The 19,511-nt window shown below is 65.5% G+C and carries 19 protein-coding genes; 2 read left to right on the forward strand and 17 right to left on the reverse strand.

Features of this window, described 5'->3' with window-relative positions; genetic code table 11:
- Positions 1 to 399, forward strand: coding sequence for a VOC family protein (locus AC1RNQ_RS06795; RefSeq protein WP_493169935.1), 399 nt, complete (start codon positions 1 to 3; stop codon positions 397 to 399).
- A gap of 9 nt (positions 400 to 408) precedes the next feature.
- Here the strand turns inward: AC1RNQ_RS06795 and AC1RNQ_RS06800 are convergent, their stop codons facing one another.
- From AC1RNQ_RS06800 to ligM, 3 genes are all read right to left on the reverse strand, one after another.
- Positions 409 to 1,083 (reverse strand): alpha/beta fold hydrolase, encoded by a 675-nt coding sequence (locus tag AC1RNQ_RS06800; RefSeq protein ID WP_493169937.1) that lies wholly within the window; start codon positions 1,081 to 1,083, stop codon positions 409 to 411.
- Positions 1,076 to 1,960, reverse strand: a complete 885-nt coding sequence (locus tag AC1RNQ_RS06805) for a methylenetetrahydrofolate reductase (RefSeq protein WP_493169938.1) — start codon at positions 1,958 to 1,960, stop codon at positions 1,076 to 1,078. The genes AC1RNQ_RS06800 and AC1RNQ_RS06805 overlap by 8 nt, the downstream gene beginning before the upstream one ends.
- 75 nt (positions 1,961 to 2,035) lie before the next feature.
- Positions 2,036 to 3,436, reverse strand: coding sequence for a vanillate/3-O-methylgallate O-demethylase (gene ligM / locus AC1RNQ_RS06810; protein ID WP_493169939.1), 1,401 nt, complete (start codon positions 3,434 to 3,436; stop codon positions 2,036 to 2,038).
- A 93-nt stretch (positions 3,437 to 3,529) separates the two neighbouring features.
- Between ligM and purU the strand changes: the two genes are divergently transcribed.
- Positions 3,530 to 4,390, forward strand: coding sequence for a formyltetrahydrofolate deformylase (gene purU, locus AC1RNQ_RS06815; RefSeq protein WP_493169941.1), 861 nt, complete (start codon positions 3,530 to 3,532; stop codon positions 4,388 to 4,390).
- On the opposite strand, the gene AC1RNQ_RS06820 is transcribed toward purU, so the two are convergent.
- The 14 genes from AC1RNQ_RS06820 to AC1RNQ_RS06885 all read right to left on the reverse strand — a co-directional run bounded on the left by AC1RNQ_RS06820 (position 4,380) and on the right by AC1RNQ_RS06885 (position 19,510).
- Complete coding sequence (locus tag AC1RNQ_RS06820) at positions 4,380 to 5,117, reverse strand: alpha/beta fold hydrolase (protein WP_493169942.1); 738 nt, start codon at positions 5,115 to 5,117, stop codon at positions 4,380 to 4,382. The genes purU and AC1RNQ_RS06820 overlap by 11 nt on opposite strands.
- 2 nt (positions 5,118 to 5,119) lie before the next feature.
- A complete protein-coding gene (locus AC1RNQ_RS06825; RefSeq protein ID WP_493169944.1) occupies positions 5,120 to 6,142 on the reverse strand; it encodes a zinc-dependent alcohol dehydrogenase family protein in 1,023 nt (340 codons plus the stop codon).
- Between the two features lie 13 nt (positions 6,143 to 6,155).
- Positions 6,156 to 6,917: a glutathione S-transferase family protein gene (locus tag AC1RNQ_RS06830; RefSeq protein WP_493169945.1), complete on the reverse strand. Its 762-nt coding sequence runs from the start codon at positions 6,915 to 6,917 to the stop codon at positions 6,156 to 6,158.
- Positions 6,918 to 6,929: 12 nt separating this feature from the next.
- Positions 6,930 to 7,700: an SDR family NAD(P)-dependent oxidoreductase gene (locus AC1RNQ_RS06835; protein ID WP_493169947.1), complete on the reverse strand. Its 771-nt coding sequence runs from the start codon at positions 7,698 to 7,700 to the stop codon at positions 6,930 to 6,932.
- Positions 7,700 to 8,569: an amidohydrolase family protein gene (locus AC1RNQ_RS06840; protein WP_493169949.1), complete on the reverse strand. Its 870-nt coding sequence runs from the start codon at positions 8,567 to 8,569 to the stop codon at positions 7,700 to 7,702. The genes AC1RNQ_RS06835 and AC1RNQ_RS06840 overlap by 1 nt, the downstream gene beginning before the upstream one ends.
- Positions 8,566 to 9,618 carry an aromatic ring-hydroxylating dioxygenase subunit alpha gene (locus AC1RNQ_RS06845; RefSeq protein WP_493169951.1) on the reverse strand — a complete coding sequence of 351 codons (1,053 nt, stop codon included), beginning with the start codon at positions 9,616 to 9,618 and terminating at the stop codon, positions 8,566 to 8,568. The genes AC1RNQ_RS06840 and AC1RNQ_RS06845 overlap by 4 nt, the downstream gene beginning before the upstream one ends.
- Before the next feature lie 24 nt (positions 9,619 to 9,642).
- Positions 9,643 to 11,154: an aldehyde dehydrogenase family protein gene (locus AC1RNQ_RS06850; protein ID WP_493169953.1), complete on the reverse strand. Its 1,512-nt coding sequence runs from the start codon at positions 11,152 to 11,154 to the stop codon at positions 9,643 to 9,645.
- Between the two features lie 200 nt (positions 11,155 to 11,354).
- Positions 11,355 to 12,017 carry a glutathione S-transferase family protein gene (locus AC1RNQ_RS06855; protein WP_493169954.1) on the reverse strand — a complete coding sequence of 221 codons (663 nt, stop codon included), beginning with the start codon at positions 12,015 to 12,017 and terminating at the stop codon, positions 11,355 to 11,357.
- A gap of 14 nt (positions 12,018 to 12,031) precedes the next feature.
- Positions 12,032 to 14,143 carry a PQQ-dependent dehydrogenase, methanol/ethanol family gene (locus tag AC1RNQ_RS06860; protein WP_493169955.1) on the reverse strand — a complete coding sequence of 704 codons (2,112 nt, stop codon included), beginning with the start codon at positions 14,141 to 14,143 and terminating at the stop codon, positions 12,032 to 12,034.
- A 25-nt stretch (positions 14,144 to 14,168) separates the two neighbouring features.
- Positions 14,169 to 15,737, reverse strand: coding sequence for an AMP-binding protein (locus AC1RNQ_RS06865; RefSeq protein WP_493169957.1), 1,569 nt, complete (start codon positions 15,735 to 15,737; stop codon positions 14,169 to 14,171).
- Positions 15,738 to 15,740: 3 nt separating this feature from the next.
- On the reverse strand, positions 15,741 to 16,520 hold the full coding sequence (locus AC1RNQ_RS06870) for a glutathione S-transferase family protein (RefSeq protein WP_493169959.1): 780 nt from the start codon (positions 16,518 to 16,520) through the stop codon (positions 15,741 to 15,743).
- Positions 16,517 to 17,287, reverse strand: coding sequence for a glutathione S-transferase family protein (locus tag AC1RNQ_RS06875; protein WP_493169960.1), 771 nt, complete (start codon positions 17,285 to 17,287; stop codon positions 16,517 to 16,519). The genes AC1RNQ_RS06870 and AC1RNQ_RS06875 overlap by 4 nt, the downstream gene beginning before the upstream one ends.
- 145 nt (positions 17,288 to 17,432) lie before the next feature.
- Positions 17,433 to 18,902 (reverse strand): aldehyde dehydrogenase, encoded by a 1,470-nt coding sequence (locus tag AC1RNQ_RS06880; RefSeq protein WP_493169962.1) that lies wholly within the window; start codon positions 18,900 to 18,902, stop codon positions 17,433 to 17,435.
- Positions 18,899 to 19,510, reverse strand: a complete 612-nt coding sequence (locus AC1RNQ_RS06885; RefSeq protein ID WP_493169964.1) for a nuclear transport factor 2 family protein — start codon at positions 19,508 to 19,510, stop codon at positions 18,899 to 18,901. Before AC1RNQ_RS06885 ends, AC1RNQ_RS06880 begins: the two co-directional genes overlap by 4 nt.
- Between the last annotated feature and the right edge of the window lies 1 nt (position 19,511).

The following is a 19,511-nucleotide window of genomic DNA, read 5'->3' on the forward strand; positions in this document are numbered from 1 at the left end:
ATGCGCGTAGAAGCGCTCGACCATGTCAACATCATCGCCGCCGACCTCGACGCGACCTGTATCTTTTATGCCGATCTGCTCGGTCTCGAACGGCGCGATGCACCGCCGCCGCTGACGCCTGCAACGGCGCAATGGATGCATGACGCGGCGGGCCGGGCGATCCTGCACATCAATAGCCTCGACTGCGTCCGCACCTATGCGCGGGACGTGGCGCCGGGTCCCACCGGTTCGATCCACCATATCGCGCTACGCTGCGAAGGTTATGACGAGACCATTGCCCGGCTCGACGCGCGCGGCGCCGAGTATCAGCTGAACCTGGTAGCCGCGATCCGGCTGCGCCAGATTTTCACGATGGACCCCAACGGGGTCTTGCTCGAGTTGAATTTCTTCGGCGACTGAACCGACATGTCATGCCGCTGCGAGCAGGATTTCGAGCAATTGATCCGGCGCGTCGATCATCACCGCGTGACCGCACGGAATGATGTGAACGTCCCATGCGGGATCGTCCTTCACCTGGTCGTGGAAACGGGTGAAGGGCGTCGGTTGCCAGTCGCTGGCGAAGATATAGGTGCGGCGACGCACTTCCTTTTCCCGGCCCGTCAACCGAACCGGCTGCAGGAGGGTGAGCAGTGGCTGGTGGCTGAACGTGCCTTCGGGGGCGTCGATCCCCGGCAGCGGCGCCACCAGCCCCGGCGTCTCGCGCTGGCCGGCGATATAATATCGATGTTCCCAGTCGCCGACGATGTCCCACAGCGCTTCGCCATCGCCGGGCAGAAAGGCGTCGATATAGACCGCGTGCGCGATTCGTCCGCCCAGCCGTGCCTGGACGCCGGTGATGACCATGCCCCCATAGCTATGCCCGACCAGCACGAAGTCCTGCAGGCCGTGCAAATCGATCTGCGCCACCACATCCTCGATATGCGTGTCGAGATCGATCGCCGGCGATGAGAGGTGCCTGCGAACGCCCAGACCCGTCAGTTCGGCGATCACCACACCGTGGCCTGCGGCACGCAGCGCATCGGCGAGCCCGCGATAATAGAAGCCGCCGCCCCAGGCGCCGTGTACCAATACGAAATCAGCCAAGTCCGCCCTCCTCCCGGTCCCGATATTTCGCGATCCATTCGACCGTGCTCTTCACCCCGCCAAAGGGGTAGAAATGCAGCCGCACGCGGCCGTGTTCGTCGCCCAGCCGGTCGGCAAATTCATCGACCAACCGGTCGGGTCCGGCGCTTCCGATCAAACTGGTCAGCGAGATGCCATATTTCTTCATCACGCTGGTCGATGCGCCGACGCCGCAGCGCGCGGCGAAACGCAGCAGTGTCTTGATGCTGGCGGGTCCGGGGATGCCGATGCGGATCGGCGTGTCGATCCCGCGCCGCCGCGCCTCTTTCAGCCAGCCGAGAAAGGCATTCGGATCGAAGCCGAACTGCGTCACGACCAGCGGCGACATGCCGCGCCGTTCGATCTCGCCGACCTTACGCTCCAGTACCGCCCAGCACTCGGTGGGCGACATCACCGGATGGCCCTCGGGATGGCCGCCGACACCGATCGCCTTGATACCCGCGCGTTCGAAGGCGCCGGTAGCGATCAGCGCCGACGTATCGAAAAATGGCCCCTGCGGCTCGGGCGGATCGCCCGCGACGATGAAACAGCGCCGCACTCCGGCATCCTGCGCGACGGCGGCCAGATAGGTCTCGAATTCGTCGTGCGAGACGATCCGCCGCGCCGAGAAATGCGGCATGGGTTCAAAGCCGAGCTCGCGCACCGCGACCGCGGCGGCGACCCGGGCCTGCGCCTCTTCCCCGGGCAGAAAGGTGATCGCGACGGGCGTTTCGGCCGGGACCAGCGGGGCCGCCTCGCGCAATGCGGCGACGTCCTTTGCGGTGATTTCCAACGAATAGCCGTCGGTCATGCCGACGGGCGCGTGCGCCCAATTGGGATGGATCAGGGGTACGACCATCCGGCCCTCCATGTCAGGCGGTGCGCAGCCCGCGCCGTGCCGATAACCGGCGCGGCGTAGGCTGCGACAACCGGATCAGCGCTGGGTGCGCCAGCCTTCGGCATAATTTTCGCGCGCGACCCGGCTGTAGGGAACCGGACTCACGACCGCGCGCACTTCGATCTGCTTGTGCCGCTCGACGGTGGTCTTGCGGGTGCCGCCATTCTCCTCGCCCCACACGACGCGAAGTTCGGTGCCGACGGGGATTTCATGGTCGATCGTCGCAAGGCTGAGCGCCTGTTTTTCATTGTAGCTGAAGCCGGTGAACATCGACAGGCCGACCACCCGCCCGCCCGCATCGACGACGCGGTCATAGTTGGACGAGGCATAGTTGGCCAAGGGCACGTCGAAGAATTTATACTGGTCGCCGTCGGGATCGAACAGCGAGGCCATGATCTTCGCCATGTCTTCGGGATGCCAGGCCAGCGTCACCTTGGCCCGCTGCTCGGCCGGGTTCATCGCCTCGAGCGCTTCGCGGCCGTGGAAATCATGGTCGAATTTGACGAACGGGCCGTAACCCAGTTCCCACGGGTTGAGGTAATAATCCTCGATATTGTCCGACACGAAGCTGCCGCCGATCGATCCGGTCGCCTCATAGCTGTCGGCGCCCAGCCATTCGCGATAGGTCTTCAGCTTGTCGCCGGTGTAGATCGCGGGGAGCGGCGACGGGATCCAGCCCGATTCGAGCGTATTCGACGGATAGGCGCGGCTGCCGCACGGGACGATGCCGAATTCCTTGCCCGCCTCGAGGATCGCGGCGCGAACCTCCTCCTGCTCCTCATACGGACCCCAGATTTCGAGCCCCGGGGCGCCCGACATGCCGTGGCGCAGCGTGCGGATCGTCTTGCCGGCGATGTTCATCGTCGACATGTTGAAGAATTTGAGCTGCTCGAGCGGGCCGCCATGCAGCTTCTCGATGATCGCCCACGCATTCGGTCCCTGGATCTGGAAGCGCCAGCACGAACGGGTGACGGGCTTGCCCATCGGGCGCATCGGCGAACGGTCGTCGAGTTCGAGCTCGACGTCATAGCCGCCCGTCGCCGCATGGAAACGCAGCCAGTTCGACGCCGGCGCGCGGCCGACATAAACGAACTCCTCTTCGGCGAGCCAGAAGATGATGCCGTCGCCGATGACATGGCCATAGGGCGTCGTCGGCACATATTGCTTGGCCTTGTTCACCGCCCACCCCTTGGGCGAGTTGATCATCGTCTCGGTCAGCAGCCGGAGCGCGTCCTTGCCGCGGATGTAGAGATTGACCATGTGGTGCGACTGATCGAACAGCACGGCACTGTGCTGCCACGCCCACTGCTCGTCGCGCCAGTTGTGAAACTCGGGCGCCACCACCGGGTAGACATAGGCGCCAAGCTGCGAGTTGCGCAGCATTTCCACAGGATTCCCGGCTGCTCCCAAGACCTGTTCCAGATTCTTCGCCGACACTTGTCCTCTCTCCCTATCTCAAGAAATTTATAGGCAAGGCATATCAAAGTTTGTATGCAACACAAACAATATTTTTGGGAGAATGGACACACCATGTCGTCAAATCGCCATATTCTGACCCTTTCCTGCGAGGACCGCCCCGGCCTGGTCGCGGGCGTCACCCGCATTCTGGCCGACAATGGCGGGAACATCGACGAATCGCAGCAGTTCAACGACGCCGAATCGCATCGCTTTTTCATGCGCGTCGTCTTTTCGCTGGCCGATAGCGCCGGTGCCGGACGCCTGCGCGCGGCCTTTGCCTATTTTGCCGAAGCCAATGCGCTGACCTGGACGCTCCGCGGCGCCGCCGACCGCCGCAGGGTGATGCTGATGGTGTCGAAGTTCGACCATTGCCTGGGCGACCTTCTCTATCGGCAGCGGATCGGCGAGCTGCCGATGGATGTCGTCGGCATCATCTGCAACCACCCGCGCGAGGCCCTGAAAATCTCGCTGATCGGCGACGTGCCGTTTCACCATCTGCCTGTCACCAAGGAGACAAAAGCGCAGCAGGAGGCGCAGATCAAGGCGCTGGTCACCGAGACCGGAGCCGAACTGGTCGTCCTCGCGCGCTATATGCAGATCCTGTCGGACGACCTCGCCGCCTTCCTGTCGGGGCGCTGCATCAATATCCACCACAGCTTCCTGCCGGGTTTCAAGGGCGCCAAGCCCTATCACCAGGCGTTCGAACGCGGGGTGAAGATGATCGGTGCGACCGGCCATTATGTCACCGCCGACCTCGACGAGGGGCCGATCATCCATCAGGACGTCGAGGCGATCAGCCACGCCGATTCGCCCGACGACCTGGTGCGCAAGGGCCGCGACATCGAACGCCGCGTCCTTGCCCGCGCCGTGCATTATCACCTGGAGGACCGGGTGCTCCTCAACGGCGGCAAGACCGTCGTGTTCAGGGACTGACGCGCTCGGCGGCGGCGATCAGCGCCGCCGCCAGCTCGGCCGGCCGCGACAGATAGGGCGAATGGTCGGCGTCCAGCGTGACGATGCCCGCACCCGGCACCAGTTCCTGCATCCGGCGCTGGCTGGCGATCGGGATCGTCCGGTCCGCGGTGCATTCGACATAGGTGCGCGGCAGCGAACCGAAACGCTGCGCCGTCAGGCGCAGCGGCGCCGCGCGCGGGCCGTGCGGTTCGGCGACCAGCCGCGCCATCGCCGCCGTGACGAGGTCGGGCGGCGAAAGTTGCGCGAATATGTCGCGCGCGCCGCCGGGATCGACAGCGGTCCCCGCCCCGCCATGCACCGGCGCGATGATGGCGTCGAACGGCGGGTTCGGCCCCTCCATATCCTTGAATATCGCGCGCGACATGCCGTCGGGCAGCATCATCGCGCAGATATAGACCAGCGCATCGATCGCGTCGGGCGCCGTTTCGGCCGCCTGGCTGACGACCAGTCCGCCGCGGCTATGCCCCGCCAGCACGACCGGGCGCTGCCCCGCCCCGCCGCACAGATCGGCCACGAAATCGGCCCAACCCTGCAACGTCACCGCGCGCAAGGCGGCTTCGTCGCCGCCCATGCCGGGCAGGTCGGGCGCGATCACATCATGGCCCGCGCCTTCAAGGATTGCGCGCACCGGATCGAAGCACCAGCCGCCGTGCCACGATCCGTGGATCAGGACGAAGGTCGCCACGCTCAGGCGCCGGGATTGGCGATGACGACCTTGCCGAACAGCTCCGGCGATGCCTGCCAGGTATAAGCGGCGTGGGCGTCGGCAAAGTCGAACTGGCGGTCGATCACCGGCTTTACCTGGTGCCGGTCGATAAAGGCGTTGAGGTCGCACGCCATTTGCGCCGATCCGACAAATATGCCGCGCACGCTGGCGCCCTTGACCATCAGCGGCATCGGATTGGTATCGCCGTCGAGCGACAATACGCCGATCAGCGCGATCTCGCCGCCAAAACCCACCGCCTGCATCGATTGCGCCAGCGTCCCCGGCCCGCCCACCTCGACAACATGATCAACGCCACCGCCGACGAGTGCGGCCGCTTTGGCGCCCCAGTTCGGTTCGGCGCGGTAGTTGATGACATCGTCGGCACCGAGCGCGCGCAGCCGGTCCAGCTTGGCATCGCTCGACGAAGTCGCGATGACCCGCGCGCCGGCCGCCTTGGCAAGGCGCAGCGCGAGCAACGACACCCCGCCGCTGCCGATCAACAAGACGCTGTCGCCGGCCTTGAGCGGCCGGAGCCCGCAGAACAGCGCATTCCAGGCGGTGACGCCCGCGCAAGGCAAGGTCGCGGCTTCCTCGAACGACAGGCTGGCGGCCAGCGGCACGACGCCGCGTGCGGGCAGCACGACATAATCGGCCAGCATGCCCCTGGCAGGCGGCGCCCCCAGCGCGTCGCCCGTCGCGGGGTTCGGCGGCCCGTCGAGCCAATCCTGAAAGAAGGTGCCGGCAACGCGGTCGCCGACCGCCAACCCATCGACCCCGGCACCCAGCGCCTCGATCACCCCCGCGCCGTCGGACAGCGGCGTGCCCGCCATCGCGACCGGTCCGCCGAAGTAACGGCCCTTGGGAATCAGCTGGTCACGGAAATTCAGCGAACAGGCCTTGACCCGGATCAGCACCTCGCCCGCCCCGGGTACGGGCTTGTCGGCGGTGATCATTTCGATCTGGTCCGGAGCGGTGCAACCCGCCGGAATTTGCCAGGCGCGCATGATGATGTCTCCCCTAGCGAGCGTGGCCGGTGAAGGTTCGCAGCGCCGGATTGGTGTGATCGGGCATCGCCAACGCCGCGGCCACGCCGTCGCGCGCGCTCATCCGGTCGCGCCATTCGACCAGCCGCGGCGCGCGCTGCGCGATGTCGAGGTCGGGGAACATGCGTTCGACCATCATGCCGCAATGCGAATAGAAATTGATGTCGGCGAGCGTGAAGTCATTCCCCGCGATCCACCGGGTTTCGCCCAGCTGCGTTTCGACCTTGTCGACCGCATAGACGATCTTGTCGGTGGCGTTCGCCAGATCGGTTTCGCTGAACCCCGAACGGGCGGTCAGCCATTTTTTGCGCTGATCGGGCAGGGGGATGTTTTCCAGCAGCTTTTCGAACTCGCCGCTTTCGATGTTGCGGGCAATGACGCCGACCATGCGGTGCCAGCCGTGCATCGAGACATGGTTCATCACATGTTCGTCGATGAACTTGTTCCAATAGCGCATCCGCGCCGCACCGACCGGATCGCGCGGCCGAAGCGGGATGTCGGGAAACACATCTTCCAGATATTCGTTGATGACCGTGGTGTGGGTGATGATGTGCCCATCATGGTCGAGCACCGGAACCTGGCCCTCCGGATTGATCTTCACGAACCAGTCCGAATGCTGTTCGAACTTGTGCAGATCGACATAGACGCTTTCGAATTCGAGCCCCTTTTCCTTGAGCGGGATCATCGATTTCAGCGAATTGGCAACCGGTTCGGCGTGATAATAGCGAAGGGCCATGATGTTCCTGTCCTATGGCAAAATTGTGCCCAGCATGCCGCCGTCGACGGCGATGGACTGGGCGGTGATGTGGCTGGCGGCGTCCGACAACAGGAAGCACACCAGCGCGGCGACCTCCTCCGGCGAACCGATGCGTCCCTGGGGCACCGATGGCCCCAGCCGGTCGCGCAACTGCTCCGCCGTCGCATCGCTGTCGAGCGATGCCAGCATCGGCGTTTCGATGAGCCCCGGGATCACGCAGTTGACGCGCACGCCGTGCGGCGCAGCCTCGGCGGCGACGGCACGGGCCAGGCCGAGCAGGCCGTGCTTCGAGGCGACATAGGCGGCGTTACCCGGCATGCCACGCTCGCTGGCGAGGCTGCCGGTGACGACGATCGCGCCCGAGCGCTGCTCGACCATCGCCGGGAGCACGCGCTTCATCGCCCAGAAGACGCTGGTCAGGTTGACGCGGATCACATCGTCGAACAGCGTATCGGGGCACGCGGCGACCGGGCCGAACGCCCCGCCGGTCCCCGCATTGGCGAACAGCCCGAGGGCGGGGCCGAAGGCGGCCTCCGCCGCGTCGAAGGCGGCAGCGAACGCCGCCGGATCGCCGACGTCGGCCGCGAAATGCACCGCCTCCCCGCCCTGCGCCCGGATGTCGGCGGCAACGTCGGCCAGCTTGTCGGCACCGCGCGCAACGAGCGACAGCCGCGCGCCCCGGCTGGCCAGCAGCAGCGCCGTCGCGCGCCCGATGCCCGTCGAGGCCCCCGTCACGAGGATATGGCGGCCGCCGAAATCCATCAGGCGAGGCCCAGCAGCCGCGCCGCATTATCCTTCATGATGCCGGGCAGAACCTCTTCCTTGAAGCCGACCTGCAGCGCGGCGTCGATCCACTTTTGCGGGTGGATCAGCGGAAAATCGCTGCCGAACAGCATTTTCTTGCGGAGCTGGGTGTTGGCATATTGGATGATCTGCGGCGCGAAATATTTCGGCGACCAGCCCGACAGGTCGATGAACACATTATCCTTGTGCAGCGCCATCGACAGGCTTTCGTCGACCCACGGCCAGCTCGGGTGCGCGAGGATGATCTTCATGTCGGGAAAATCGACCGCGACATCGTCGATCAGGATCGGCTGGCCCCATTTCAGGCGCACCCCGCCGCCGCCGCGCATTCCCGTCCCCATCCCCGAATGGCCGGTGTGGAAGATCGCCGGCAGGCCATATTCGGCGATCACCTCATAGATCGGATAGGCCATGCGGTCGGCGGGATGCGCATCCTGCATGATGCCGTGGAACTTGAACCCCTTGACCCCGAAATTCTCGATCAGGTCGCGTGCTTCGCGTGCGCCCATTTTGCCCTTGTGCGGATCGATCGACGCGAAGGCCATGCAGATGTCGCTGTTCTTCGCGGCATAGTCGGCAATCTCGTAGTTGGAGACGCGCTTTGCCCCGATGCCGCTTTCGCAATCGACCGTGAACAGACATAAGGCGATCTGCTGTTCGCGGTAGATGTCGATGATTTCGGGAATCTTCGGACGCTCGCGCGGTGCCTTGAAATAGGCCGATGCCGCGTCGAAATATTTGCCCATCACCGGATCTTCGGGATCGTGACAGGACACTTCGGCGTGCACATGCACGTCGATCGCCCTGATCTTGCTGAGGTCGATCATGCTGCACTCTCGATTGCCATGCCCGGCGCGCGGGCGAGTTTCTGGACCAGGCCGTTATACAGCGTGACACCCTTGTCGGCGCTGGTCGGCATGATCCGCGGGTTCGGGGTCGCATCGATGACCCGCTGCTGCGCCTCGATCATCAGGCGATCTTCGGTAAAGGCCTGGTCGGCGATGCCCATCAGCATGTCGCGCAGCGCCGCGTCGCCCTGGTCGCGTCGCGGCCCCCAGCTGAAGAAATAGCGCGCCGTCCGGTCGGTCAGCGGGGTGACCGCCTGGCTGGTGAACGTGACGCCCTCGCCCGTCAGCGCGCGGTCGGGCGCGGGGGCGTTCATCCCGCACGCCGCCGCGGTGCCTTCGGGATAGGCGGCGCTCGACATCAGCAAAATACCGGGGACCATGAAATCATACCATTGCCAGACATCCGCCTTGCTCGCGCGGTTACCCGACATGCGCGGTTCGCCGACGATCCAGCGTTCGAACCGCACCCCGCGGTCGAGCGGGATGACGCGCGGCCGGCTGCGCGCCCAGATCTCGCTGGCGCCGAAGCTGTTGGCGTGGACAAAGCTGAGATGCGAAAAATCGCACAGATTGTCGCAGATCAGCCGCGCCTCTGCCGCATAGTCCATCTGGCCGTGGCCCAGCACCCAATCGGGATCGGACAATCCCACCGCGGACGGGATCAGCGCTTCATCGGCCGCGGCGGCATCGCCCATCCACACCCAGATCCAGTCGTGGCGATCGACCACCGGATAGGATCGGACCCGCGCCTGCGCCGGAACCAGATCCTGCCCCGGTATCTCGGCGACGCGGCCGTCGGGATCGAACAGCAGGCCATGATACATGCAGCGCAGACGCTCGCCCTCGCAGCGGCCCAGCGACAGCGGCGCCAGCCGGTGGACGCAGCGATCCTCCAGCGCGACCAGCCGGCCGCTTTCGCTGCGATAGAGGACGATCGGATCGCCCAGGATCGACAGGGCAAAGGGTTGCGCCGAGCCGAGATCGCGGCTCCACCCGGCCACATACCAGGCATCCCGGACATAAACCATCGGCGCTCCCCTATCCCGCACAGCCTACAGCTGGATGATAACCGACTTGGTCTCCAGATAGGCCTCGACACCCTGGCGGCCCTGTTCGCGGCCGATCCCCGATTCCTTATATCCGCCAAAGGGCAGCGCGGCATCGATCACCGCGTGGCAATTGCCCCACACCGTGCCCGATTTGATCTTCGCCGCCAGCTTGTGCATCGTCGCCACATCCTTGGTCCACACGCCGGCGCCGAGGCCGAAGCAGGTGTCGTTCGCGGCCTTGGCGACTTCATCGAGATCGTCGAAGCGCTGCGCGACGACGACGGGGCCGAAAATCTCCTCGCGCACCACGCTCATTTGCGGGTTCACATCGACCAGCACCGTCGGATTGACATAATAGCCGTCCGCGGTCGGCGCATCGCCGCCCATGGCGACGCTGGCGCCGTCGCGCTTGCCCGCCTCGATATAGCCCATCACGCGCTCGAACTGTTCCTTCGACACCAGCGGCCCCGCATGCGCCTGCGGATCGAGCGACGGGCGCGGGGCCCAGAAGGGCGCGGTCGCGGCGACCCCCTCGATCACCTGGTCGAAGATCGAACGGTGCGCGAACAGCCGCGACCCCGCGACGCAGACCTGGCCCGAATTGAAAAAGATCGCCCCCGCGGCGCCCGGCGCGACCTGCGCGACATCGACGTCGGGCATGATGACGACGGGCGACTTGCCGCCCAGTTCGAGCGTCACATGCTTCAGCGTGTCGGTGGCGTTGCGGTTGATGAGCTTGCCGATCTCGGTCGATCCGGTGAAGGCGACCTTGTCGACGTCGGGATGCTTGACCATCCGGTCGCCCGCGGTGTGGCCATTGCCGGTGATGATGTTGACGACGCCGGCGGGGAAGCCCGCCTCCGCCACCAGATCGGCGAGGCGCAGCGCGGTGAGCGGCGTCTGTTCGGCGGGCTTGAGCACCAGCGTGCAGCCGGCGGCGAGCGCGGGCGCGATCTTGAGGCACGCCATCAACAGCGGGAAGTTCCACGGCACGATCTGCGCAGCGACGCCGACCGGTTCGCGCAGCGTATAGCCGAACACCGCGCCTGTGGGCATCGTATAAGGCTGGATGACCTCGCCGTTCAGCTTCGACGCCCAGCCGGCCATGAAGCGCAGCTGGCTGATCGCGCCGGGCACGTCGACCGCCGCCGCCATCCCCTTGGGCTTGCCATTGTCGATCGCCTCGATCTCGGCGAATTCGTCGGCATGGGCTTCGAGCAGGTCGGCAAGGCGGTTGATGATCCGCTCGCGCTGCATCGGCGGCAGGCCGGTCCAGCGGCCGTCGTCGAACGCGGTGCGCGCGGCGGCCACCGCGCGGTCGACATCCTTGTCGGAAGCATCGACGATACGGCAGATTTCCTTGCCCGAAGAGGGATCCTCGACCGCGATCGTCGCGTCGTGCGACGAGGCGACCCATTCATTGTTGATGAACAGTTTCGGCGCGCGCGACAGGAAGCTTTTCGCCGCCATCGAATAGGCCGCCTGCTGATAGTTGATGGGGGTCAGGTCGTTCACTTGTCTATCCTCTCATATGGCGTCCGGCCGATCCGCTGGGGTTCCGAATCGATGGCGATTTAGTTTGTGTAACATACAAACATATCCGTCGCCCGGACGCAAGAATTGTAGGGCGGGGCCGGTGTGGGCCCTTGTCTCCAAATAAGCCCCTCCCCTGAAGGGGAGGGGCTTATGTCGGCTTAGCTTGAACAGGACATACTCTAGGCCAGCATCTGCGGACCGGTGTTCTTGGCCTGCTCGATCTCTGCCGCGCGGTCGCGCTTGATCGGAATGTCGCGCCCCGCCTGCACGGCGGGGCGGTCGCCGACCAGCGTCAGCCAGCGCTGCAGATGGTCGAAGCCGTCGATCGTCACGCCCGACCAGTCATATCCCGAAACCCACGGCCACAGCGCCATGTCGGCGATCGAATAGTCGCCGGCGATATATTCATGGGTCGCGAGCTGCTTGTCCATGACGCCGAACAGCCGCGTCACTTCGCGCTGGTAACGGTCGATCGCCGGCTGGATCTTTTCGGGAAAATAGCGAAGGAAGACATTGGCCTGGCCCATCATCGGGCCCACCGCCGACATCTGGAACATCAGCCACTGGACGACGCGGCTGCGGCCCTGGACGTCGGCGGGCAGGAACTGGCCCGTTTTTTCCGCCAGATACATCAGGATCGCGCCCGATTCGAACAGGGTAAAGCCGTCGTCGTCGAGCGCCGGGATTCGCCCGTTGGGGTTGATCGCGGTGTACCAGTCGGCCTTTTGCTCGTTGGTCGCAAAATCGATCAGTTTCCAGTCATAGGGCAGCCCCATTTCCTCGAGCGCGATCGAAACCTTCCAGCCATTGGGGGTTGCGGCAGTGTAGAGAGTGATAGCCATATTCGGTTCCGATCCTATTTGAGGCCCAATTTCTTGTCTTCATTGGCGCGATGGATGACATAGTGGCGGATCGCCTCGATCTGCTCGCGCGACAGGACATTGGCAAAGGACACCATGCCATTGTCCTTCAACGCGCCGTCGTGGACGACCACCGCCCAGCCCTTGGCATCCCCCAGCAGGCCGCTGCGCCGAAGGTCGGGCAACACGCCGCCACCAAAGGCGGCATCGCCGTGGCACACGCCGCAGAAGCGGCCGAAGCTGGCGCCCCCCGCCGCAATCTGTGCCGGCGTGCCGGTCACCGGCGGCGGATCGAGCGGCAGCTGGCTGAGCGGCGGTTCGGGCGGCAGCTTGGCCTGCCCGCCCAGCTTGTAGACCAGCAGGCGCGAAATGTTGCGCACCGGTCCCGCGACCTCGGAGAGGATGCCGGGCGACAGCGCCCACGATCCGCCCCAGCCGGCGAGCACCGCGACATATTGATCGCTGCCGATGCGATAGGTGATGGGCGCCGCCATGATCCCGGTCTGGACATCGGCGGACCACAGCCGTTTGCCCGTCGCGGCATCATAGGCCGCGAACTGCTTTGCGGCATTGCCCTGGAACACCAGCCCGCCGGCGGTCGCCAGCACGCCGCCGTTCCACGGCCCCTTGAACGGGACGCGCCAGCGTTCCTTCTGCGCCACCGGATCCCAGGCGACGAGCGCCCCGGTGGTCGCCGCAAGCGCGGCGGCGCGGACCTTGGGGTCGGCGGGCATCGCGCCGGCCGCGAAGTCCATTCCGGTGTTGAAACCTTGCTTTGCGCTTTTCCACCCCGCCTCGGGGATATAGGGGAAGGCGCCCTGCTGGACGGGGATATAGACGAGACCCGTTTTGGGGTCGAAGGCCATCGGCTGCCAATTATGCGCGCCCCCCGGTCCGGGCGTCACGACGAAGGGCTTGCCCGTCCGGTCGATCCGCGCGGCGGGATTTTCGATCGGCCGCCCCGTCTTGAGGTCGATCCCGCTCGCCCAGTTCACCGGCGCATAGTTTTTCGCCGAGATCAGCTTGCCGGTCGCGCGGTCGAGCACATAGAAAAAGCCATTCTTAGGCGCCTGCATCAGCACTTTTCGCGGCTTGCCGCCGATCACCAGGTCGGCGAGCATGATATGCTGGGTCGCGGTGAAGTCCCAGGTCTCGCCCGGCGTCGTCTGGTAATGCCAGACATATTCGCCCGTTCCGGGGCGCAGCGCGACGATCGACGAGAGGTAGAGATTGTCGCCGCCACCCGGCGAGCGATAGGCCTGGTTCCAGGGGCTGCCGTTGCCGACGCCGATATAGAGCAGGTCGAGTTCGGGATCATAGGCCATGGCGTCCCAGACGGTGCCGCCGCCGCCCAAGGCCCACCATTCGCCCTTCCACGTCGCCTCGGCCGTCTGCAGATGCGGCTCGCTGTTCTTGCCCGGCGCGTCGGGCACCGTGTAAAAGCGCCAAAGCTCGTCGCCGTCGTCGGCGTCATAGGCGGCGACATAGCCGCGCACACCCATTTCGGCGCCGCCGTTGCCGATGATGACCTTGCCGTCGATGACGCGCGGGGCGCCGGTGATCGTATAGGGCTTCGACTGGTCGACGGTGACCTTGGACCAGACTTCCCTGCCAGTGTCGCGATCGAGCGCGACGAGCCGGCCGTCGAGCGTGCCGAGATAGAGCCGGTTGCCCCAGGCGGCAAGGCCGCGGTTGACGACGTCGCAGCACGCCTTGACCGCCGTTTCGCCTGGCACCTTGGGGTCATATTCCCAAAGCAGCTTGCCGGTTTGGCCGTCATAGGCCTTCACGCGCGACCAGGCGGTGGTGATGTAGATCTTGCCGTCGATGACGATCGGCGTCGCTTCCTGCCCGCGCGCGCTGTCCATGTCGGCATACCAGGCGAGTCCGAGATCCTTCACATTGGCGGCGCCGATCTGGTCGAGCGGCGAAAAGCGCTGCTCGTCATAGGTGCGGCCATAGGACAGCCAGTTGGCGGCGTCGGCGCCGGCTTCGACCAGGCGCTTCGCGTCGATGCCCCCGGCTTCGCCGGCATCGCCGCCGCCCGAACAGCCGGCAAGTGCCAGCAGGCACAGGAAGACGCCCTTGCGAAACCCGATCCTGCCCATCCGCCGTCTCTCCCCGCCCATCCCGCTAATTCACCATCCGCGCGGCGTCGCCCCAATGGGCGCGGCGCAGCAGCTTCTTGTCCATTTTCCCCGCCGCGGTGCGCGGAATGGCATCGACGAATTCGACCGATTTGGGCGCCTTGACCCCGCCGAGCCGCGCCTTGGCATGCGCGATGATGGCATCGGCGGCGATGTCCCCGGCGACGACGACGGCATGAACCTGTTCGCCCCATTTTTCGTGCGGGATGCCGAACACGGCGCACTCGCGGATCTCGGGCAATTCGGTGATCGCCGCCTCGACCTCGGCGGTGAAGACGTTGAAGCCGCCCGACACCACCATGTCCTTCTTGCGGTCGACGATATAGAGGAAACCGTCGGCATCGAACTTGCCGATGTCGCCGGTATGGTGCCAGCCGAACTGGCGGATTTCCGCCGTCGCTTCGGGCATTTCGAAATAGCTGTCGGACACCAGCACGCCGCGCACGACGATTTCGTCCGCCGCGCCCGTCGGCAGCAGCCGGCCGTCGTCGTCCATGATCGCGACCTTGATCGAGCGCGTGGGCCGCCCGCAACTCGCCAGCCGCTCGGGATGATCGCCCGCCGCCGCCGCCGCGACGATTTCGGGCGGCAGCCAGGCGACGATCATCGGGCATTCGACCTGGCCATAGGACTGGCACATGCACGGCCCGAATTTGTCGACCGCGATGCGCAATTTCTCGGGCGAACAGGGCGAGCCGACGAGGATGAAGATGCGCAGCGACGCATAGTCGTGGGCATCGATCCGCGACGAGGCCAGGCACTGGTAAAGCGCGGTCGGCGGCAGATACATATGGCTGACCCGGCGCTCTTCGATCGTGCGCAATACGCGGTCGGCGTCGAAGCCCGGCAGGATCACCTGCGTCGCCCCCAGGCTGAGCGTCGCGAGCGCGATCGGACCCGCGGCATGGGTGATCGGTGCCGACACCAGAGCCACGGGATCGTCGGTGCGCCCGCCCATCGCATCGGCGGCGGTCTCGATCATCGTCCCCCAGCCGAGGTTGGTGACATTCGCGCCCTTCGACGGACCCGTGGTGCCGCCGGTCGGAAAGATTCCGACAAGGTCGGACATGTTGCCGAAGGCATCGGTCGCGGGCTCGACGAAATCGTCGGCGGCCGTGTTTCCGATGAATTCGGCGAGCGACGGATCGCCGCCATAGGGGCGGTCGATGCAAACCAGCCGGGTGAGCGCTGGGCAAAGCGCCCGGATATCCGCCACCTCGTCGGCGAGGCTCGAATGATAGAAGAGCCATTCGCAGCGGACATAATTCAGATAGGCGGCGTTGGCGTCGATGGCGTTGCGCGTGTTGACCGGCACCCAGACGCCATTGGCGCGCCAGATCGCCAGCAGGGCGATCATCAGTTGCGCGCTGTTCGGCGCATAGAGCGCGACAGGCTGCTGGTTGGCGAAGCCGTTCGCCTGCAACGCCGCGGCGATCTGTTCGGTCCGCCGTTTCGTTTCGGCAAAGCTGTGCGCCTCGCCGCTGTCCGCGTCGACCAGCGCCGCACGGGCCGGGTCGCGGTCATGCCCGCGATCGAAATAGTCTATCGCGCGCATCGCTTATCCCCAGCGGTTGATTTCGGGACCGGGCGCCCAGCTCGTTTCGGGTCCGATCGCCGTTGCCAGGGCCAGCGACTGCGCCACCGACCGGCGCGAACGAACGCGCCACAGCCAGATACGTGTCTGCGGCGCATTTTCGAATGCCTCCGGCACCAGCGCCGACATGCCCGAAAGCCAGGCATAGGTTTCGAGGTCGGCGATCGAGAAATCACCCATCAGCCATTCGCGATCGGCGAGCCGCGCCTCGCAACGCTCGGCCGCCTGCGCTATCTTGGCGCGGCTGTCGGCAAGCTTTTCGGGTGTGAAATTGCCGCGGCGCACATCGTTCCAGCGGGCCAGCAGGTCCTCGCTCGCGATCGGCGCAGCCAGCGCCGCATAGTCGGCGTCGGCCATCGCTGCGAGCCCGTCATGCAGATATGCCCGGCATCCCAGATAGGCAGCGGCGGGCGCCAGCCGCTCGATGATCTGGCGGCACCACATCATCATTTCCCAGCGCGCATAGGGATCGGCGGGCCGCAGCGCCGGACCGTCGCCGATATCGTCGAGATAGCAGGCGATGAACAGGCTGTCCGACATCGCCTCGCCATCGACGACCAGCACCGGCCCTTCGCCCTCGACGCTCATCTCGACCATGACGTTGCGCGGACATTCCGCCGCATGACGCCCCAGCCGCGCGAGGTCGATACGGACCAGATCGGCGGCCAGCCCCTTTTCTTCGAGCATGGCGAGCACCGTCAGCGACGGGCCGTTGGGTTCGCCGTGATAAAGCGTCATCGTCATGCGGCCTGCTCCTGCTCGAGGATCGCGACGCGCCTGGCGAGATCGGTCTTGCCCATCGCCCAGCAAGCCTTGGTCGCGGGACGCGCATAAATCGCCCGCAGCCAGCGCATGATATGGGGGGTCAGCGTGTCGTTGGCATGGTCGGGCTGCGACAGCGGCAGCGCGAAGGCGAGATTGAAGCCATTGATGTCGGCCAGGCTATAATGATCGCTCGCGAGCCATTCGCGTTCGGACAGCGCCTGTTCCAGCATCCCGATCCCCAGCGCGATGCGGCGCTGCGATTCAGCCATTTCCTCTTCGCTGAACAGGCCATAGATCGCCTTGCGCCACGCGACGCGGCGTTCGGGCAGCGGGATGCGCTCGATCGCCGCTTCGAGCACCGCGGGATCCTTCTGCCGCGCCGCCGGCCCGACAAAGATGCTCCAGCCGAACATGCTGAAACTGGGCGCCAGCCACTGGTCCATGAACTTCATCCACCAACGGATCCGCCACTGGTCGCGCGCATCGCCCGGCATCAGCGGCGGGCCGTCGAACGCCTCGTCGACATATTCCATGATCGCGGTCGATTCGGTCAGCACGCGGCCATCGTGGATCATCGCCGGGATCGTGCCTTGCGGATTGATCGCCAGATAATCGGGCTGGTGCTGATCGAACTTGAGCAGGTCGAGATAGTGGCTGGCAAAGGGTACGCCCTTTTCCATGAGCGCCAGCATCGGCTTTCCCGAGTTGGCGTTCGGCTCCCAGTGATAGAGCGTGACGTCGGCCATATTACGACCTCTCCCATATCCTTGTTTTGTATGTCATGCATACATTTTAGAAAAAGGAGCGGTCAAGCGAAAAGCCAACGGATGTTAACGAAGCGCACGCATCGCCCGCCATCCTGCGAGGGCGGGCGATGCGAAATTCATCCGTTTACGCCAGGGTCGGGGCCCCATCGAGCAGGATGGTCTTCGTCTCGACATAGCCGAGCAGCCCCTCCGGGCCGCCTTCGCGGCCGAGGCCCGATTGCTTGAAACCGCCGAAGGGCAAGCCGAAGTCCATGCGCAGCCCGTTCTGCCCGACACCGCCGGTGCGGATACGGCGCGCGATGCGATAGGCGGCATCGGCGTCGTGGGTCAGCACCGACCCGTTCAGGCCGTAATGGCTGTCGTTGGCGATACGGATCGCATCCTCTTCGTCGGCGCAGGGTATCAGGCTGAGCACCGGTCCGAAAATCTCCTCCTGCGCGATCCGGCTGTCGTTTCCGACATTGGCGAACAGCGTCGGCTCGATGAAATAGCCGCGATTGAGGTGGCTCGGGCGCTGGCCGCCGGTGACGAGGTCGGCGCTCTGCTTGCCCTCGTCGATATACATTTCGACGCGTTCGAGCTGGCGCTTCATCGCGAGCGGGCCGAGCTGCGTTGCAGGGTCGTCGGAATAGCCGATCACGACCTGGCGCATTTCGGCGGCGATGGCGTCGGCGAGTTCGTCGTGGCGCGATTGCGGCACGATCACCCGGCTCAGCATCGCACACACCTGCCCGCTCATCAGCGTGATCGTGCCGGTGAGCATCTTCGCCGCCGCCTCGATCGGGAAATCGTCGCGCAGGATCGCCGCCGACTTGCCGCCCAGTTCGAGCGTGCAGCGCGCAATGCGTTCGCCGCACACGCTGGCGATGCGCTTGCCCGCCACCGTCGACCCGGTAAAGCTGACCTTGTCGACGCCCGGGTTGCAGACCAGGTGGTCGCTCGCCTCGCGGTGTCCGCACACGAGGTTGACCACCCCGGCGGGAACCCCCGCCGCCTCGGCCGCCTCGGCGATGATATAGGCTTCGAGCGGCGTTTCGGGCGAGGGCTTCATGATGACCGTGCAACCGGTCGCGAGCGCATAGGCGACCTTGTTGAGCATGATCCCATAAGGACCGTTCCACGGCGCGATCGCCGCGACCACCCCCACCGGTTCATAAGCGATAAGCGCCGTATGCACCGCGTGCGAGGGCCGCTGTTCGACGAAGGCGAAATTTTCCGCCATCGCGATGATGCCGTCGAGGGTCATCGTCGATCCCGCCGACATCGGCCCGGCAAAGCTGGCCAGCCCGCCCATCTGCAAGGTCCAGGCGCGCGCGATCTCGTCGTTGCGGGCGTGCAGGTGCGACGCCATCGCCTTGAGGATCGCGACGCGTTCGGCGGGCGCCATGCGGCCCCAGGGGCCATGGTCGAACGCGTCGCGCGCCGCCGCCACCGCGGCATCCATATCGCTCTCGTCGGCCTCGGCGACGCTGCCGATCACCTGCTCGCTGTTGGGCGAGACAAGTTCGATCGCCCGGCCCGAATGGGCGGCCACCCACTGGCCGCCGATCCACAGCCGGTCGGCGTGGCGAATATTAATGCCTTCGGGGCTCATGCCTGATTCTCCTTGGTCCACGCGCGGCCGGTGACCGGGTTGGGATAATGATAGGGGGGAATGAAAACGTCGGGGAAGGATCCATAATCGACCGTCTGCGGCGCGTCGGGGATCATGCCGGGCAGCGGCGTCCCCATCGGCACCCCGCCGTGGCTCCAACCTTCGTTCCAGCGGACATAATAGGTCACGAAGCAGTGCAGTCTGGCGATCTTCCAGACGCCGTCCTCGACGGCATAGGCGTTTTCATAGACCGCCTCGCCGCACAATTCCTCGCGCCCGGCAAAGCCGACCTCCATGATCGCGCGCCACCGCCCGCGCGCCGAAGCGCCGTCGGGCGCAACGGTGACCAGCGGCTGCAACTGCATATGATTGAACACGGTGCCATGTTCGAGCGGCGGCAGCGCGTGCAGATAGGCGCGGATGCGGTCCTGACCGCGAAATAGTCCGCGCGCCGCGATCTCGAGCGTCGCGTCGCGCGCGAACAGGTCGGCCGCCTCGTCCCACTGCGCCTTGTCGACATAATAGCCATAGGCGGTTTGCAGCCGCTGGATGTCGCGCTCCGCCTTGAGCAGCGCCAGCTCGGCGCGCAGGTCCGCGAGTTCCGCCACG

It is taken from the genome of Sphingopyxis sp. GW821-FHT12F08 (assembly GCF_058806755.1).

What these genes read in the sequence shown, in the direction of transcription:
- AC1RNQ_RS06795 (WP_493169935.1), top strand. Translation starts at nt 1, where the DNA reads ATGCGCGTAGAAGCGCTCGACCATGTCAACATCATCGCCGCCGACCTC.
- AC1RNQ_RS06805 (WP_493169938.1), bottom strand. Translation starts at nt 1,960, where the DNA reads ATGGTCGTACCCCTGATCCATCCCAATTGGGCGCACGCGCCCGTCGGC.
- purU (WP_493169941.1), top strand. Translation starts at nt 3,530, where the DNA reads ATGTCGTCAAATCGCCATATTCTGACCCTTTCCTGCGAGGACCGCCCC.
- AC1RNQ_RS06825 (WP_493169944.1), bottom strand. Translation starts at nt 6,142, where the DNA reads ATGCGCGCCTGGCAAATTCCGGCGGGTTGCACCGCTCCGGACCAGATC.
- AC1RNQ_RS06830 (WP_493169945.1), bottom strand. Translation starts at nt 6,917, where the DNA reads ATGGCCCTTCGCTATTATCACGCCGAACCGGTTGCCAATTCGCTGAAA.
- AC1RNQ_RS06835 (WP_493169947.1), bottom strand. Translation starts at nt 7,700, where the DNA reads ATGGATTTCGGCGGCCGCCATATCCTCGTGACGGGGGCCTCGACGGGC.
- AC1RNQ_RS06840 (WP_493169949.1), bottom strand. Translation starts at nt 8,569, where the DNA reads ATGATCGACCTCAGCAAGATCAGGGCGATCGACGTGCATGTGCACGCC.
- AC1RNQ_RS06845 (WP_493169951.1), bottom strand. Translation starts at nt 9,618, where the DNA reads ATGGTTTATGTCCGGGATGCCTGGTATGTGGCCGGGTGGAGCCGCGAT.
- AC1RNQ_RS06855 (WP_493169954.1), bottom strand. Translation starts at nt 12,017, where the DNA reads ATGGCTATCACTCTCTACACTGCCGCAACCCCCAATGGCTGGAAGGTT.
- AC1RNQ_RS06860 (WP_493169955.1), bottom strand. Translation starts at nt 14,143, where the DNA reads ATGGGCAGGATCGGGTTTCGCAAGGGCGTCTTCCTGTGCCTGCTGGCA.
- AC1RNQ_RS06865 (WP_493169957.1), bottom strand. Translation starts at nt 15,737, where the DNA reads ATGCGCGCGATAGACTATTTCGATCGCGGGCATGACCGCGACCCGGCC.
- AC1RNQ_RS06870 (WP_493169959.1), bottom strand. Translation starts at nt 16,520, where the DNA reads ATGACGATGACGCTTTATCACGGCGAACCCAACGGCCCGTCGCTGACG.
- AC1RNQ_RS06875 (WP_493169960.1), bottom strand. Translation starts at nt 17,287, where the DNA reads ATGGCCGACGTCACGCTCTATCACTGGGAGCCGAACGCCAACTCGGGA.
- AC1RNQ_RS06880 (WP_493169962.1), bottom strand. Translation starts at nt 18,902, where the DNA reads ATGAGCCCCGAAGGCATTAATATTCGCCACGCCGACCGGCTGTGGATC.